General features: G+C 44.5%; 16 protein-coding genes. 12 read left to right on the top strand and 4 right to left on the bottom strand.

All coding sequences use genetic code 11. The features are described from left to right. The first annotated feature begins 189 nt into the window (after positions 1-189). The 8 genes from J2W55_RS09585 (at position 190) to J2W55_RS09620 (ending at position 8,782) form a co-directional block, all read left to right on the top strand. Entirely contained in the window at positions 190-1,245 is a 1,056-nt protein-coding gene (locus tag J2W55_RS09585; protein ID WP_310094852.1) for an AAA family ATPase, read from the top strand. 99 nt (positions 1,246-1,344) lie between these two features. Beyond that, positions 1,345-2,226 carry a DUF58 domain-containing protein gene (locus J2W55_RS09590; protein WP_310094854.1) on the top strand — a complete coding sequence of 294 codons (882 nt, stop codon included), beginning with the start codon at positions 1,345-1,347 and terminating at the stop codon, positions 2,224-2,226. Beyond that, positions 2,223-3,188 (top strand): BatD family protein, encoded by a 966-nt coding sequence (locus J2W55_RS09595; protein WP_310094855.1) that lies wholly within the window; start codon positions 2,223-2,225, stop codon positions 3,186-3,188. Before J2W55_RS09590 ends, J2W55_RS09595 begins: the two co-directional genes overlap by 4 nt. Next, positions 3,185-4,189: a vWA domain-containing protein gene (locus J2W55_RS09600; protein WP_310094856.1), complete on the top strand. Its 1,005-nt coding sequence runs from the start codon at positions 3,185-3,187 to the stop codon at positions 4,187-4,189. The genes J2W55_RS09595 and J2W55_RS09600 overlap by 4 nt, the downstream gene beginning before the upstream one ends. A gap of 213 nt (positions 4,190-4,402) precedes the next feature. Beyond that, on the top strand, positions 4,403-5,443 hold the full coding sequence (locus tag J2W55_RS09605) for a vWA domain-containing protein (protein WP_310094857.1): 1,041 nt from the start codon (positions 4,403-4,405) through the stop codon (positions 5,441-5,443). Next, the gene (locus J2W55_RS09610; RefSeq protein WP_310094858.1) at positions 5,440-6,183 is read left to right on the top strand and encodes a tetratricopeptide repeat protein; all 744 of its coding nucleotides are present in this window, start codon (positions 5,440-5,442) and stop codon (positions 6,181-6,183) included. The genes J2W55_RS09605 and J2W55_RS09610 overlap by 4 nt, the downstream gene beginning before the upstream one ends. A gap of 18 nt (positions 6,184-6,201) precedes the next feature. Next, positions 6,202-8,016: a BatD family protein gene (locus tag J2W55_RS09615; RefSeq protein WP_310094859.1), complete on the top strand. Its 1,815-nt coding sequence runs from the start codon at positions 6,202-6,204 to the stop codon at positions 8,014-8,016. Beyond that, on the top strand, positions 7,994-8,782 hold the full coding sequence (locus J2W55_RS09620; RefSeq protein ID WP_310094860.1) for a tetratricopeptide repeat protein: 789 nt from the start codon (positions 7,994-7,996) through the stop codon (positions 8,780-8,782). The genes J2W55_RS09615 and J2W55_RS09620 overlap by 23 nt, the downstream gene beginning before the upstream one ends. A gap of 14 nt (positions 8,783-8,796) precedes the next feature. On the opposite strand, the gene J2W55_RS09625 is transcribed toward J2W55_RS09620, so the two are convergent. From J2W55_RS09625 to J2W55_RS09635, 3 genes are all read right to left on the bottom strand, one after another. Then, on the bottom strand, positions 8,797-9,684 hold the full coding sequence (locus J2W55_RS09625; protein ID WP_310094861.1) for a PfkB family carbohydrate kinase: 888 nt from the start codon (positions 9,682-9,684) through the stop codon (positions 8,797-8,799). Between the two features lie 210 nt (positions 9,685-9,894). After that, positions 9,895-10,629 (bottom strand): heavy-metal-associated domain-containing protein, encoded by a 735-nt coding sequence (locus J2W55_RS09630; protein ID WP_310094863.1) that lies wholly within the window; start codon positions 10,627-10,629, stop codon positions 9,895-9,897. A gap of 109 nt (positions 10,630-10,738) precedes the next feature. Continuing rightward, entirely contained in the window at positions 10,739-11,299 is a 561-nt protein-coding gene (locus J2W55_RS09635) for a helix-turn-helix domain-containing protein (RefSeq protein ID WP_310094865.1), read from the bottom strand. A gap of 253 nt (positions 11,300-11,552) precedes the next feature. On the opposite strand from J2W55_RS09635, the gene J2W55_RS09640 reads away from it, so the two are divergent. From J2W55_RS09640 to J2W55_RS09655, 4 genes are read left to right on the top strand one after another with little or no spacing between them, the layout of a single operon-like run. Further along, positions 11,553-11,984, top strand: coding sequence for an SRPBCC family protein (locus tag J2W55_RS09640; protein WP_310094867.1), 432 nt, complete (start codon positions 11,553-11,555; stop codon positions 11,982-11,984). 1 nt (position 11,985) lies between these two features. Then, positions 11,986-12,309 carry an ArsR/SmtB family transcription factor gene (locus J2W55_RS09645; protein ID WP_310094869.1) on the top strand — a complete coding sequence of 108 codons (324 nt, stop codon included), beginning with the start codon at positions 11,986-11,988 and terminating at the stop codon, positions 12,307-12,309. A gap of 12 nt (positions 12,310-12,321) precedes the next feature. Continuing rightward, a complete protein-coding gene (locus J2W55_RS09650; protein WP_310094871.1) occupies positions 12,322-12,771 on the top strand; it encodes an SRPBCC family protein in 450 nt (149 codons plus the stop codon). 32 nt (positions 12,772-12,803) lie between these two features. After that, positions 12,804-13,538, top strand: coding sequence for an NADPH-dependent F420 reductase (locus J2W55_RS09655; protein ID WP_310094872.1), 735 nt, complete (start codon positions 12,804-12,806; stop codon positions 13,536-13,538). A 145-nt stretch (positions 13,539-13,683) separates the two neighbouring features. Here the strand turns inward: J2W55_RS09655 and J2W55_RS09660 are convergent, their stop codons facing one another. Next, positions 13,684-15,612, bottom strand: a complete 1,929-nt coding sequence (locus J2W55_RS09660) for a vWA domain-containing protein (protein WP_310094874.1) — start codon at positions 15,610-15,612, stop codon at positions 13,684-13,686. Between the last annotated feature and the right edge of the window lie 70 nt (positions 15,613-15,682).

Here is a 15,682-nt window from a genome sequence, read left to right on the forward strand (position 1 = left end):
ATATTGATCGCCAAGCTATATGCGTTTAGTTTTAAAATTTAAGTCAGAATTAAGCTTTAATACACCGTTTAACATATATATTTATCTCCAAAAGTGAGAATTTAACATTATTTAACAATTAAACAGGCGTTTTTTGTGGCAAAAAAATGTTAGGGTGTTTAAGTTTGCCTACCGAATAAAAAAGATTGCATGGAAGAATTAAAGAGTAATACCGAAAATGTTTTATCAGGCTCAGTGCCGGGTAACTTATCGTATTCAACCGATATCAGGGCGCTGAATGAAATGATACAAAAAGAGAGTGCCTTTATTGATTTGCTTAAGATGGAGATGGATAAAGTGATCATCGGGCAAAAGTATATGGTGGAGCGTTTGCTGATCGGTTTGCTGGCAGATGGCCATATCCTTTTAGAGGGTGTGCCGGGGCTGGCAAAAACGCTGGCCATTAATACGCTGGCAAAAGCCATACAGGCCGATTACAGCCGTATCCAGTTCACTCCCGATCTTTTACCTGCCGATTTGCTGGGTACCATGATCTACAATCAAAAAAAGGAAGAGTTTATAGTACGCAAAGGCCCGTTGTTTTCCAACTTTATCCTAGCCGATGAAATAAACCGTGCTCCGGCCAAAGTGCAGAGCGCGCTGCTGGAATCAATGCAGGAACGTCAGGTTACCATTGGCGATAACACTTTCCCGCTGCCAAACCCGTTCCTGGTACTGGCCACACAAAACCCTATTGAGCAGGAAGGTACTTATCCATTGCCTGAGGCGCAGGTTGACCGTTTTATGCTCAAAGTGGTTATTGGCTACCCCGATAAGGAAGAAGAAAAAAGAATTATACGCGCTAATATATTGCCTGGCGGGATGCCAAAACCTACTGCTATTATCAAGCCGGAAGAAATTGTACGCGCCCGTAAAATTGTAAGGGAAGTGTATATGGACGAAAAAATTGAGCAATATATTGTTGACATTGTTTTTGCCACCCGTTTCCCTGAGCAGTTTAAGCTGGCGCATTATAAAAACCTGATCACTTTTGGGGCATCGCCAAGGGCAAGTATCAACCTGGCACTGGCGGCCAAAGCTTATGCCTTTATCAAGCACAGGGGCTACGTGATCCCTGAGGACGTGCGCGCTATATGCCATGATGTATTACGCCATCGTATAGGTTTGAGCTACGAAGCCGAGGCCGAGAACATCACCAGCGAAAATATCATTACCGGTATACTGAACGCGGTTGAGGTGCCGTAGCCTCACCCCGGCCCTCTCCAAAGGAGAGGGTGTAAAAAGAAAAGACTAAAAATTATCAAATCAAAAGTGCTCTCCTTTGGAGAGGATTAGGTGAGGCTTATGGCTAAGGATACCAAAGAACTGCTAAAAAAAGTAAGAAAGATCGAGATCAAAACCCGGGGCTTAAGTAACCACTTATTCTCGGGCGAGTACCACTCGGCTTTTAAGGGCCGCGGTATGGCTTTTAGCGAGGTGCGTGAATACCAGATGGGCGATGAGATACGAACTATTGACTGGAACGTAACCGCCCGTTTTAACCATCCCTATGTTAAGGTGTTTGATGAGGAGCGCGAACTTACCGTAATGTTGCTGATGGATGTGAGCGGCTCAGAAAACTTTGGAACCCAAAACCAGCAAAAACAGGACCTGGCAACGGAGCTTTGTGCCGTACTGGCATTTTCGGCCATCCAAAATAACGATAAGGTGGGTGTGATCTTTTTTAGCGATAAAATAGAAAAATTCATCCCGCCAAAAAAGGGCCGCACACATATCCTGATGATCATCAGGGAGCTGATTGATTTTAAGCCCGAAAGTAAAGGTACTAACGTTGCCGAGGCGTTTAAATATTTTACACGGGTGATCAAGAAAAAATGCACGGCTTTTGTTATCTCCGATTTTATAAGCCCGGCTTTTGACGACGAGCTAAAGATCGCCAATAAAAAGCATGACATCATCGCCTTAAGGCTGTATGATAAGCATGAAGAGGAGTTCCCCGATTTGGGTTTGATCCCGATGAAAGATGAAGAAACCGGCCAACTGCTATGGGTTAACACCGCCGATGCTGCCGTGCGCAATGCCTTTAAGGCCGAGGCCTTGAAAAGGAACGACCGTTTAAGGGAAACCTTCCGCAGGTCAGGCGTTGATTTTACCAGCGTTGGCACACATGAATCTTACGTAAAACCATTAATGACATTGTTTAAAAAGCGGGAAGGCAAAAGATGATAAAACTGTTTTTTAAATACGCGCTTACATTTACCGTGCTGCTTACCGGGTTCTCTTATCAAAGCCGTGCGCAGGGCGTTCAAGCAGAGGCTAAGCTTGACCGCGTTGCCATAAAAATAGGCGAGCAAACCCAGCTGCACTTTATAGCACGCTTTCACGCTAAGGATAAAGTTGATTTTCCCGCATTGGCCGATAGTATTGGTAAAATTCAAATAGTAAGCGTTAAAGTTGATACTACATTTGATAAAGATGATGTAAGCCTGGAAACCATCCGTCATAATTATACTATTACCGCGTTTGACAGCGGGAACTATACCATCCCGGCGTACGCGTTCCATGCGCCCGGGGGCGATGTTAAAACACAGCCCTTAACCTTACAGGTGACCACCGTTGCAGTTGATACCACCAAAGCCGCTTATGACATTAAGCAGCCGCTTGCTATTTCCTATACTTTTATGGACTGGCTGCGCGATAACTGGGTATGGGTGGTTGCCGGCCTGGCCGCAATACTGATCATTGCAGGTATTATTTACTACATCAGGAAAAGACCAAAGAAAGAAGTTGTTGTTGAGGCGCCACAACCGGTTATACCGCCCCATGTTACCGCTTTGCAGAAACTGGCAGAACTGCGCGATAAAAAACTTTGGCAGCAGGAACAAACCAAACAATACCATACTGAACTAAGCGATGTGGTGCGCGAGTACCTGGAAAGCCGTTATGCCATACAGGCTCAGGAGCAAACCTCTGACGAGATATTTGCCAGCCTGAGGCATATGGATATTACCGATGCCAACCGGAATATACTGCGCCAGCTGCTGGTACTGGCCGATTTGGTGAAATTTGCAAAGGAAAAGCCCCTGCCGCATGAAAATGAGCAAAGTCTGGATAACGCGGTGGCGTTTGTAAACAACACCAAACAGGTAATTCAAACACCCGTAATAAAGGAAGAGGATAAGAAATGAGCTGGTTTAAGGGAATAGAGTTTGCCCATCCTGCATTTTTCTGGTTATTGATCATCATACCGTTAATGGTAGGCTGGTATATATGGAAACAGCGCCAGTTGCAGGGTAACCTGAGCGTACCCACGCTCAGGGGGTTTACGGTGATAAGAAAAAGCAATGTGGCACGGTTCAGGCACGTGGGTATTGTATTACGGTCATTAGCCATGGCCGCTTTAATAGTGGCGCTGGCCAGGCCGCAATCGTCATTAAGCTGGCAAGACAGTACTACCGAAGGTATTGATATCATGATCGCTTCAGATATCTCGGGCAGCATGCTGGCCGAGGATTTTAAACCCAACCGGCTGGAGGCGGGCAAAAACATCGCCATTAATTTTATACAGAACCGCCCGAATGACCGTATTGGCCTGGTGATATTCAGCGGCGAAAGCTTTACGCAATGCCCCCTTACTATTGATCACGATGTGCTGGTAAACCTGTATGCCGATATAAAGAACGGAATGATACAGGACGGTACCGCCATTGGCATGGGTCTGGCAACCGCCGTGAACCGTTTAAGAACAAGCGATGCAAAGAGCAAGGTTGTGATATTGCTTACAGATGGTTCAAACAATTCGGGCTCCATACCACCTATTACCGCTGCAGAAATTGCCAAGCAATTTGGCGTAAGGGTTTATACGGTGGGTTTGGGCACCAACGGTTACGCGCCGTACCCTGTTCAAACGCCCTTTGGCGTACAGTATCAGCGTATGAAGGTTGATATTGACGAGGGTACCCTGTCAAAAATTGCCCGTATTACCGGGGGTAAATATTTCAGGGCCACGGACAATGAAACGCTGAAACAGATTTACGTCCAGATTGACAAACTGGAAAAAGCTAAGATTGACGTAACCCAGTATCATAAAAAAACAGAGATGTTTTTACCCTGGGCTATTATAGCGCTGATATTGTTATCGCTTGAATTTTTATTAAAAAACACCCTGTTCAAAGGGGCTTTAACTTAACGGCATGGTGAATTACAAAGCAAAATATTGTTTAAACCAAACGCAAACGCGTCATTGCGAGGTACGAAGCAATCTCTATACTATACAGAGCCGACAGAAATGTTTAAACCCGCTGGTGCACCTGCCTGCGTAGAGATTGCTTCGTACCTCGCAATGACGCGTGGACATATATGCTGAATAGCTCAGGTTTTGAGTAAAAAAATTAATTAAAGAATGCTACGTTTTGCACATATAGATATTTTATGGGGACTTTGGGCGATCCCGGTGTTCCTCCTGCTGTTTTTTGTGATAAGCCGCTGGAAAAAGAAAGCTATTGCCTCATTGGGTGATAAAAATGTGGTGAAACTAATGATGCCCCAGGTTTCCTTTTCAAGGCCCTGGCTTAAATTCATCTTTTTTTTGGTGGCGTATGCCTGCTTAATAGTAGGCATGGCCGATCCACAGCTGGGTTCAAAAACAGAAGAGGTAAAACGCAAAGGCGCCGATTTGATGATCCTGCTCGATGTATCAAACAGTATGCTTGCGCAGGACCTTGCTCCAAACCGGCTTGAGAATGCCAAACAGGCCATTGCCCAGCTTATTGACAAGATGCATGATGACCGCATAGGCATTATAGTTTTTGCAGGGCAGGCCTATGTACAGTTGCCTATCACCACAGATTATTCTGCCGCCAAGCTGTTTTTAAATACCATTAACACCAGCATGGTGCCTACCCAGGGCACTGCTATAGGCGCGGCAATTGACCTGGGCATGCGATCATTTGATTTTAAGAACGGAACAGGTAAGGCCATGATCATTATAACCGATGGCGAAAACCATGAAGATAACGCGGTTGAAGCTGCTACACAGGCAAAAAGCAAGGGTGTAATTATAAATGTACTGGGCGTGGGCTCTGCCAACGGGGCGCCTATACCAATTTACAGGGATGGCCAGCCCGCTGGTTTTCATACCGATAGCCTGGGCAAACCGGTTGTAAGTAAGCTTAATGAGGATATGTGCAGGGATATAGCGGCGGCCGGCAGCGGCGTTTATGTAAGGGCCAATAACTCTAACAGCGGCTTAAGTATAGTGATGGATCAGATAGCCAAAGTACAGCGTAAAATGTACGACAGTAAATCATACAAAGATTTTGAGGACCGTTTTCAGTTTTTCCTGGGCATTGCCTTTGTGCTGCTGGTGATAGAGTTTTTTATCTCGAACCGTAAAAATATGCGGTTGAGCGGGTTAAAGTTATTTGAAGTAAAAAAGCCATGAAGCAATTTATCATACTTGTATTATTAGTGCTGCAGGCTTCGTTCCTTTTTGCCCAGCAGGAAAAAAAATATATTAAAAAAGGTAACGACTTGTACCAGCAGCAAAACTATAAAGATGCCGAAAAAAACTACCGGCTGTCGGTTGGTAAAAAGGACAAAACAATTGAAGGCAATTTTAACCTCGGCGATGCCCTGTACAAACAAAAGAAGTATGCCGAGGCCGGCGAGCAGTTTAACAAAATAGCCGCGTCGCCAAATAATAAAGATGTTTTGGCGAAAGCATATCATAACCTGGGTAACTCCCTGCTTGAGTCAAAGAAACTGGAAGAAAGTATTGCCGCGTATAAGAAATCGCTGATCAACAATCCGCAGGATGAGGAAACACGGTATAACCTGGCCTATGCGCAGGAAAAACTGAAAAAACAGCAGCAGGACAAAAAGAACCAGAATAAGAATAACAAGAATAATAAGAACGATAAAAATAAGGACAAGGATAAGAAGGATCAGGATAAAAAGAACGACGATAAGGATAAGAAGGACCAGAACAAGGACAAAAACGATCAGGATAAGAAAGACCAGGATAAAAACGATCAGCAAAATGGCCAGCAACCCAACAATGTATCAAAAGAAGATGCCGAACGCATGCTGGAAGCCCTGAACAATGATGAAAAGCAAACACAGGATAAGCTGAAAAACAAAAAGTTAAAAGGCGCTAAAGTGCATATCACTAAAGACTGGTAAGCGTTATTACGTTAAATAATGAAAAAAATATATTGCATATTGTTGTTATTGCTGCTCCAGGTAAACCTGCTGTTTGCTGCCGATATCAGGTTCACAGCCTCGGTTAGTAAAACAGAAGTAGGTACAACTGAGCAGTTTGAAATTACTTTTACCGTAAACGGCAACGGCGACCGCTTTACGCCACCATCATTCAACAACTTTATTGTAGTGTCGGGCCCAAACGTGTCAACCAGTATGATGGTCGTAAACGGGAATGCCTCCTCAAGTATGGCGTATAGCTATGTGTTGGTTGCGGCTAAAGAGGGTACTTATACCATTGGCCCCGCCACCATTGTTGTAAATGGCAAACAGCTGAGCACCAATCCCATTAAAATGAAGGTGGTTAAGGGAGCCGCTTCTCAAAATAATAACCCTGCAGTAACTCAAAATGCCCCTGATAGCCGTGTTACGATGCACAAACCGGGTACTGATATATCCAAATCGCTGTTCATTAAGGCTGTGGTTGATAAAAGCCGGGTTTACCTGGGCGAGCAGATCACCCTTACTTACCGGCTTTATACCCGGGTGGCCCTCGTTGGAAGCGAACCGGAGAAGCTGCCTGATCTGAATGGTTTTTACAGCCAGGATATTAAAAACCCCGACCAGAACGTAAAATGGCGAACCGAGGTTTATAAGGGTGTAAAATATAATGTGGCCGATATGAAGCAAAGTATTTTGTTTCCCGAGCACGCCGGCGATATTACCATTGATCCAATGTCGATGTTTTTTGTGGTGAGGGAAACTGCCGCGAGCGACGATGACATGTTCGGGCAGTTTTTTGATTCTTACAATGACGTAAAATATAAAATCAAGAGCGCCCCGGTAGTGGTGCATGTTAACCCTCTGCCGCAGGCAGGCAAGCCCGATAGTTTTGGCGGAGCGGTGGGCAGGTTCGCTATCAGTACTTCATTAGATAAGAAGGAGCTTAAAGCCAATGAGCCGCTCAACTATAAAATTAAAATTTCGGGCACAGGCAGTCTTAAACTCCTTAAACCAATCAATCCTGCGTTCCCGGCCGATTTTGAAAAGTATGACCCCAAAACGGTTGATTCTATTGCCGAAAGCGAAAAAGGGTCATCGGGCAGCCGCACCTATACTTACTTGCTGATCCCAAGGCATGAAGGGAATTTTACCATTGACCCGGTTAAGTTCTCCTACTTCGACCCCTCAACCGGCAAATATGTAACCCTTACTGGTAGGGGCTTCCCGGTTAAGGTAAACAAGGGCTTGTCTGAAAACAATGTTACCGCTTTTTCGCCCGCTGATAAGCAGGATGTTAAATTGCTGAATAAAGATATTCGATATATTAAAACTGATGCCAATATCACCAAAGAAGGTGAGGGCTTTTATGGGTCGGGTTTATATTACAGCCTGCTTGCTGCCGGCCCGCTTTTGTTTTTAGCGGCATTGGCCTATGGTAAATGGGACGAAAAGAACAATAGCGACATAGTTAAGGTAAAGAGCCGTAAAGCGGGCAAAATAGCCGCCAAACACCTGGCCAGCGCGCAGGCCCAGCTATCGGCCAATAATTCCAGGTTGTTTTATGAAAATGTGTTTAAAGGCTTATATGGCTATTTAAGCGATAAGCTGAATATCGCGGCTGCCGATCTGAACCGTGAAAAGATTGCGGCCGAACTGAAGGCCCGTTCGCTTGATGAAGGGCTGATCAACTCGCTGCTGGAGACGCTTGACTTGTGCGATATGGCGCGTTTCGCGCCTGTATCGGGTATATCGGCACAGCAGGTATTTGACAAAGCAAAAAACATGATCAATGACATTGAAAATGAAATATAACAGGATAAGGCACATACTGTGTTTATTGCTGCTTTTGGTGGCATGGCCATTTATTGCTTTATGCGATGATGCTGCCATGGCTCTGTTTAAAAAAGGGAACAGCGAATATGCCAAAGCCCAATACAAGGAGGCGATAGCATCATACCAAAAAGTGGTTGACGGCGGTTACCAGTCGGTGGCGGTTTATTTTAACCTGGGGAACGCTTATTATAAAACCGGCGATATAGCGTCTGCCTTGCTGTATTATGAAAAGGCGCATAAACTTTCGCCCGGCGATGAAGATATTCGTGTTAACCTGCAGCTGGCCAATTCAAAAACCACCGATAAGTTTGACGAGGCCCCCGAATTTTTTATCACCAAATGGTGGCATGCGTTTATTTTAGGACTTTCCTTGAACACACTGGCTATATTGAGCGTGCTGTTTATTTTAGCAGCCTCCGGTATTTTTATATTGTACCGGTTTGCCGGTTCGGTAAGTGTAAAAAAGGCATCATTTTATACAGCTCTGGTGGTGTTATTTTTGGGGCTTGCTTTCATTTTTGTAGCCGGGCGGCAGGCCGACTACTTTGAAAGCCATCGCGAGGCTATTGTTTTCAGTGGATCGGTAACCATCAAAAGCGAACCTGCAAATGCTTCAAAGAACCTTTTTGTACTGCACGATGGTGCGAAAATTGAAATCCTGGAGCATAATAACGACTGGATAAAGATAAGGCTGCCCAACGGCAATGAAGGCTGGATAAACGCTACAGATGTAAAGGAAATATAGGGGGAATGTCCCGGTCAGTAACTATAGGTTTTTTGTCCCAACTCCAACAAATTCATCACATCCTCTTGAGTGCCCGTAAACGGTCCCGACGATTCAATTTTAAAGCTGGCCATTGCAGCGGCAAATTCCCCGGCCTCCTGAAACGCAGCGCCCTTGATGCGTTGGTATAAATAACCCGCCATATAGGTATCGCCGCAGCCGGTTGCATCAACTACAGCGCTTGGCACATAGGCCGGTACGTTGTAAAAGATACCATCGGCATATATCACGGAGCCCATGCTGCCCAGGGTAACTACTACTTCTTTAACACCCCAGCCGGCCAGTACTTCGGCACCTTTTTTAATATCAGTAAGGCCGGTAAGTGCTTCCAGTTCATGCTCATTTACCTTTAAGATATCAATATAGCGTAAAGCTTCTTTTTTGGCGGGCCAGTCAACGGCAACTACGTTTTTGTCTTCAACCTTGCGTAAATACCCTTGCGCGTCCAACGATACCCTGCCGCGGGCGCTCAGGGCCCTGATCAGGTCAACCGGAATATCATCAGCCAGCAGCGGGCCTAAATGAAATATCCGGGCGTTAATATCAAGCAGTTGTTCAATAGAAAAAGGATCAGCTTTTTGTAGTACACGTTGCGTACGGTGGTCCTGGTTGTCTGAGTAAATATTTTCAAAATATACCGTATGCGCGCAGGTTGAGGCGTGAACCTCGGTGCCTTTGGCACGCAGTGCTTCTACAGTGTGCATTTCGCTTTCGGCAAGCGAGGTAACCAGGGTATAGCTCACATCCATATTACGGATGGCGCTTGAAAAGTAAAAAGAGGTGCCACCTGCCATGTGTTTAACCGCCCTGGGTGTTACCACCTTATCTAACGTAATATGCCCTATGCAACAAATATCATACATGAAGTTCCAGTTTTTGATAAATTACCCTTCACATATTTATGATTTTGGGCAAACCGCAAATGTAGGCAATAAGATGCTTATATCGGAATCAGTAGCTCAACATGTAAAATAAATGACATTTAAGTGGGTAAAACTATGGTTACATTATACAATGATGTAAAGGCAAAGGGAGGTGTTTATACCCGTCCTTCGCCTTATAATGAAGTATAATTAAATGATACTAACCAATGTTAACGCGCTCATTATAATCATCAGCGCATCCTCAACAATAGTAACCGTGCTCATGGGTAAATTAAATACGGCCCCGAGGCAGGCACATTGTATCATCCTTTTATTCAAGACGCTTTGCAGTACACCAATTAAACTTACGGTCATTACTATAAACGTAATGGCATTCATCACAAGGGGCGCGAAATTCAGCGCGAAGGCAAGGCCTAACCCCAATTCGATAAAAGCATAGATATAACCCCACGGCCTGAACCGTTTGGCTATAATGTCATACATGGAGTAGCTATCGGCAAAACCCTGCAGGTTAAGTAGTTTAAAAAAAGAAAATACAAGGAAAAAGCCGCTCATAAATATGCGCATGGCTGTCATGCTCATAAAACCATGCTGGGTATTGCCAGCTATAACGGCTATGGTTAAAATATAACCAAATATGAGCAGTATAGGTTTGTATGTTGCCAGCCATGACCGGTTCTCATCCTCGAATTCCGGGCTCATGGCATGGGTATGCGCAGCTTCGGTTAACTGATATTTTGGGTAATCTTTTAGGGCCCCTTGTAATACGCCGGTAGGGATATGCCGGGCCATGGTAATATCGGCAGTTCCTTCGGCTAATGAGATGTCTACGTTTTGTACATCGGGTATTTGCGAAAGCAGGGTTTGAACTTTATGCTGGCAACCACCGCAGGTCATGCCGGTTATTTGATAGGTATGTGTCATGATTAAAATAATTAATTGATAACACAAATTTACCTGCCGCTGCCGCCTAATGCTTTACGTAATTATTGATGGATGTTATAAGATTTTTCGCTGTCGCTTAAAGAATAGTTTACAGGTCGTCGATGTTTTTACGGTTATGACCTTGCAGGTTTTTGAATTGTGAAGGCGTCATTCCGGTTACCTGTTTAAACTGGGCCGACAGGTAAGCTACGCTGCTGTACCCCATTTGAAGCGCTATTGCTGAAAGATTGAGCTCATTATAAACCAGCAGTTCTTTTGCGCGCTCAATTTTTTGGGCGATGTAATACTTCTCGATGGTAGTCCCTTCAACCGCCGAAAACAGGTTGCTCAGGTAACTATAATCGTGGTTCAGTTGGTCGGTTAATACGGCCGACAGTTTTAAGGGCGTTGACGTATCGGTGTAATGTACCAGTTTAATGATCTGTGTTTTGATCTGTTCAATGAGCCGGCTTTTCTGGTTGTCGATCATTTCAAACCCCAGGCTGTTCAGCGCCTGGGCTAATTTTTCCTGCTGCACAGCTGTTGGCTTCTCTTTGAGCGTGATCTCGCCCAGATCAATGTTTGCGGGTTCAAGACCTACTTTTTCCAGTTCTGTTTGTACCGCCGTTTTACAGCGGTTGCATACCATATTTTTTATGTAGAGTTTCACAAATGATAAATGTGACACAAATTACGCATAAATTAATTTGGTATAAAAGCCCTGTCCGCACAGGAATAAATATCAAATGCCTAATAACAGAGTACCGGCATTTAATATGATGATCTCTTTTGCCTGCCTACCGCGAAGCCTTGTAGTCGAATATTTTGAACCTGACAGTATCGCAGTCAGTAAATTATTTTTGAAAATATTTGCGTAACTCAGAAGTTACATATACATTTGGGTAACTCTAAAGTTACATATCATGAAAAAGATTATTAAACATGAATTTTTCTTCTCCCATCCAATTGAAACGGTTTGGGAATATCTGACAAAGCCCGAGCTGATGGAGCAATGGCTTATGAAAAATGATTTTCAGCCTACTGTAGGGGCCGATTTTCAATTCAGGACAGGTCCAATACCCAGCCTTGATTTTGACGGCATCTTTTATTGTAGGGTATTAGAGATCATCCCCTTTAAAAAGCTTTCCTATTCCTGGAAGAGCGGTCCGGGTGGAGGCGACATCACGCTTGATTCCGTAGTGACATGGAAACTGGAACCCAAAGATAAAGGCACCAACCTTTTACTGGAGCACAGCGGTTTCGCGAGAAAGGAAAACCTGAATTTTTACAACGGCTTGCTTCACGGTTGGCTGGAAAAGCTCCAAAATATCGACAAACTTTTAAACGCAGCATAACATGGCCATACCAACGCTTGACGCATTCCAGGTGATCGGCGATCCGAGCCGGAGGAAAATGCTGATGTTACTGTCAGAAGATAGCTTAACCATCAACAGCCTGGCTGATAATTTCGACATGAGCCGGCCTGCCGTTTCCAAACACATAAAGATCCTGTACACCGCTGGCTTCATCTCCATTCAGGACATTGGCCGGGAACGATATTGTACGCTGAAAAAGGATGGCTTTGAAGAACTGCAGGCATGGCTCGCGTATTTTGACGCATTCTGGGCGTCTAAACTAAAAAAGTTAGAAACTATATTAAATAACAAATTGCCAAATTAAAACATCAACAAAATGACTACATCAGATTTTACCACTACCATACTGGTAGACCAAACCCCCAACGAAGTATTCAATGCCGTTAATAATGTTCGCGGATGGTGGTCCGAAAGAATTGACGGCGGAACAACCGAGCTCAATGATGAGTTTACCTACCAACGCTGGGAGCTGCACAAGTGTACCATGAAATTAACAGAAGTTATACCCGGCAAAAAAGTAGTTTGGAAAGTATTGGATAACTATTTCAGTTTCACCGAAGACAAAACGGAGTGGATCGATACTGATATCAGCTTTGATATTGCTGAAAAAGACGGAAAAACCGAACTCAAATTCACCCATTGGGGCCTGGTTCCGGCGTATGAATGTTATGATGTTTGCTTTGGCGCCTGGAGCAGCTATATCAAAGGTAGTTTGCAAAGCCTTATTACTACAGGCAAAGGACAGCCAAACCCAAAGGTAGAATAGACAAAAACCGGAGCATATTAAAATATTGAGCTATGAATATAGGAATTATTGGCTCAGGCGAAATGGGAAGGTGCCTGGCATCAAAGTTTGTTAAGCTGGGACATGCTGTTGCTATGGCCAACTCCCGCGGGCCGGCCTCTTTAAAAGAGCTTGCCGCTGATATTGGAGTTGAGGCTGGAACAGTGGAAGAGGTTACAAAAAATAAAAAAGTGATCATTGTTTCCATCCCTCAAAAAGCCGTGCCGTACCTCCCCCAAAACCTGTTCAAAAACCTTCCGCGGGATGTGGTTGTGATTGATACTGGAAATTATTATCCAACCCTGCGTGATGGAGCCATACCGGCGCTTGACCAAAGCGGTATTGATAGCTTGTGGGTACAGGAGCAATTAGGCTTTCCGGTTGTTAAAGTGTTTAACTCCATTCTTGCAACAAGTTTAAATGATATGGGCAGCGCCAGCGGCGCACAGGAACGTATCGCTTTAGCCGTTTCGGGCGACGATGCAAGGGCAAAGGAAGTTGTGTTTAAACTGGTGGATGAATTAGGTTTTGATCCCTTTGACGTAGGCGATATTGCTGAGTCATGGAAGCAGCAGCCGGGCTCTTCTATTTATTGCAGGGATATTGGTATTAAAGAACTAAAAAGAAGAATAGATACGATGGGAACAGCATGGGCCGACATGCGGAACACTATCATTGCAAAACGGAAAGCCAGCGAAGCACTAATGAGGGAAGATTATCCCGCCTATCTGAAAAGCTTGCAGGACTGATAAATATTTAGGTTAATGAAAAAGCAATATCGAACATCGAATACGGAATGCGGGATTTTGAATTAAAACCTTCTGTGTTGGATGTTCGACATTCCGTATTCGATGTTATTTTTCCTTAACCAATGACCTTCCCATTGGTATAAGCTTATTCCTCTGATGCCAATGCTTTGCCCGGACTTAATAGCCTGGCGCTTTCTGCCAGTTTAATAAACTCGGCACGGTAACCTTCGCTGTCATCGCCTTTGGCCGAGCGTGCCATTTTTATGGCATCATCATAAGTGGAGTGTTGTTTGAACTGCGAATCGCGCAACACCATACCAAACTCCGCCACTGCGGCCGCAAACCTGAAATCGGTAGTAGTAGAAGCCAGAGCTACCGGTTTATCATAAACCTCTGTATGGCTCATCTTACTTACTGATGAGGCAGGTTGTTTGTACCTGAATTTAATAGTCAGCATTTCATCAGACGAGCTGGCATATGTAACTGGTTTGTTTTTTTGATATTTAAGCGGATCAACACTGCCCGAATAATCATCTTTGATACCGGCCGGTACTATTTCATAAAACGCGGTAACCGTATGCCCCGAGCCCATATCCCCCGCATCTTTTTTATCATTGTTAAAGTCTTCCTTGTTAAGGGCGCGGTTCTCATATCCAAGCAACCGGTATGCCTGTACTTTGGCCGGGTTAAATTCAACCTGTAGCTTTACATCTTTGGCAATGGTAAATAAAGTACCGCCAAACTCGCTGATCAGCGTTTTGCGCGCCTCGGTAATATTATCAATGTAGGCATAGTTGCCGTTGCCTTTATCGGCCAGGGTTTCCATTTTGCTGTCTTTATAGTTACCCATTCCAAAGCCCAAAACAGATAGTGATATACCGCTTTCACGTTCCTTTTCAATTAATTTTTCCATATCGTCATCACCAGATGCGCCCACATTAAAATCGCCGTCGGTAGCCAGTATAACCCGGTTATTGCCGCCTTTCATAAAGTTCTGCAGCGCAATTTTGTAAGCCAGCTTAATTCCCTCGCCGCCCGCTGTTGAGCCGCCGGCCTGCAGGTTATCAATAGCATTGTTAACAGTAGTTTTTTTATTGCCTGTGGTGGCGGGCAATACAACCCCGGCTGCCCCGGCATATACCACAATGGCTACCCTATCCTGCGGCCTTAGCTGGTTAACCAGCATTTTTAAAGATGATTGTACCAATGGCAGTTTATTAGGCGCGTTCATTGACCCCGAAACATCTATCAGGAACACGAGGTTTGATGCCGGCAGCTTATCCGTAGCGATGGTTTTAGCTTTTAGGCCGATGCGCAGCAGGCGGTGTTTGCTGTTCCAGGGCGCAGCAGACAGTTCGGTATGTATGGCTACCGGTTCATCATTGGCAGGGCCGGCTATATCGTAATGAAAATAATTGATCATTTCCTCAATCCTTACCGCATCAGCAGGCGGCAGTTGCCCGTTATTGATAAATCGCCTTACATTGCTGTATGATGCCGCGTCCGCATCAACCGAAAAGGTTGATAGCGGCTCGTTGCTCACAGTTTTAAAGCCGTTTTCATTGATGCCTTTGTAACTTTCCGTGTTTTCTACCTGTGGGGGCTCCATCATATATCCGTTAGATGCCTGGGCCCCGTAAATCATTTTGCTATTTTTTTCGCTTAGCATTAAACGAGAAGATTTGTCTTGCATTGGCGCCGGATTGACATTGGATACACTTGCTGTTACATCCTTTTTCTTTTGCACGCCGTAGCCAATCACAACAACTTCGCTTAATGATTTATTTGATGCCTTCAAATAAACATCTATTGTATTGCTTTTGCCTGTTTTTATGGTTTGCGTTTCAAAACCGATAAAGCTGAATGTAAGGGTTTTTCTGTTATCCGGTACGTCAATTTCATAATGCCCTTTGGCATCTGTTTGGGTGCCAATGCGGGTGCCCGTCACCAACACCTGTGCCCCTGGCAGCACCGTTTTATTTTCATCATAAACAGTACCGCTAATGTGGTGGCTGCTGGTAGGCTTAAACGCTGCTAAGCCTGCGAACATTAATATGAATAATAGCTGCTTCATAACTCTTTTGTTTTTTTAAATAGGATGCAGGCAACGGTTAATTTCCATAAACGGTTTAAAAAATTTATTT

Source organism: Mucilaginibacter pocheonensis (genome assembly GCF_031456535.1).
Taxonomy (GTDB): domain Bacteria; phylum Bacteroidota; class Bacteroidia; order Sphingobacteriales; family Sphingobacteriaceae; genus Mucilaginibacter; species Mucilaginibacter pocheonensis.

Coding starts and splice junctions, on each gene's coding strand:
- J2W55_RS09585 (WP_310094852.1), top strand. CDS start 190: ATGGAAGAATTAAAGAGTAATACCGAAAATGTTTTATCAGGCTCAGTG.
- J2W55_RS09590 (WP_310094854.1), top strand. CDS start 1,345: ATGGCTAAGGATACCAAAGAACTGCTAAAAAAAGTAAGAAAGATCGAG.
- J2W55_RS09595 (WP_310094855.1), top strand. CDS start 2,223: ATGATAAAACTGTTTTTTAAATACGCGCTTACATTTACCGTGCTGCTT.
- J2W55_RS09600 (WP_310094856.1), top strand. CDS start 3,185: ATGAGCTGGTTTAAGGGAATAGAGTTTGCCCATCCTGCATTTTTCTGG.
- J2W55_RS09605 (WP_310094857.1), top strand. CDS start 4,403: ATGCTACGTTTTGCACATATAGATATTTTATGGGGACTTTGGGCGATC.
- J2W55_RS09610 (WP_310094858.1), top strand. CDS start 5,440: ATGAAGCAATTTATCATACTTGTATTATTAGTGCTGCAGGCTTCGTTC.
- J2W55_RS09615 (WP_310094859.1), top strand. CDS start 6,202: ATGAAAAAAATATATTGCATATTGTTGTTATTGCTGCTCCAGGTAAAC.
- J2W55_RS09620 (WP_310094860.1), top strand. CDS start 7,994: ATGACATTGAAAATGAAATATAACAGGATAAGGCACATACTGTGTTTA.
- J2W55_RS09625 (WP_310094861.1), bottom strand. CDS start 9,684: ATGTATGATATTTGTTGCATAGGGCATATTACGTTAGATAAGGTGGTA.
- J2W55_RS09630 (WP_310094863.1), bottom strand. CDS start 10,629: ATGACACATACCTATCAAATAACCGGCATGACCTGCGGTGGTTGCCAG.
- J2W55_RS09640 (WP_310094867.1), top strand. CDS start 11,553: ATGAAAAAGATTATTAAACATGAATTTTTCTTCTCCCATCCAATTGAA.
- J2W55_RS09645 (WP_310094869.1), top strand. CDS start 11,986: ATGGCCATACCAACGCTTGACGCATTCCAGGTGATCGGCGATCCGAGC.
- J2W55_RS09650 (WP_310094871.1), top strand. CDS start 12,322: ATGACTACATCAGATTTTACCACTACCATACTGGTAGACCAAACCCCC.
- J2W55_RS09655 (WP_310094872.1), top strand. CDS start 12,804: ATGAATATAGGAATTATTGGCTCAGGCGAAATGGGAAGGTGCCTGGCA.
- J2W55_RS09660 (WP_310094874.1), bottom strand. CDS start 15,612: ATGAAGCAGCTATTATTCATATTAATGTTCGCAGGCTTAGCAGCGTTT.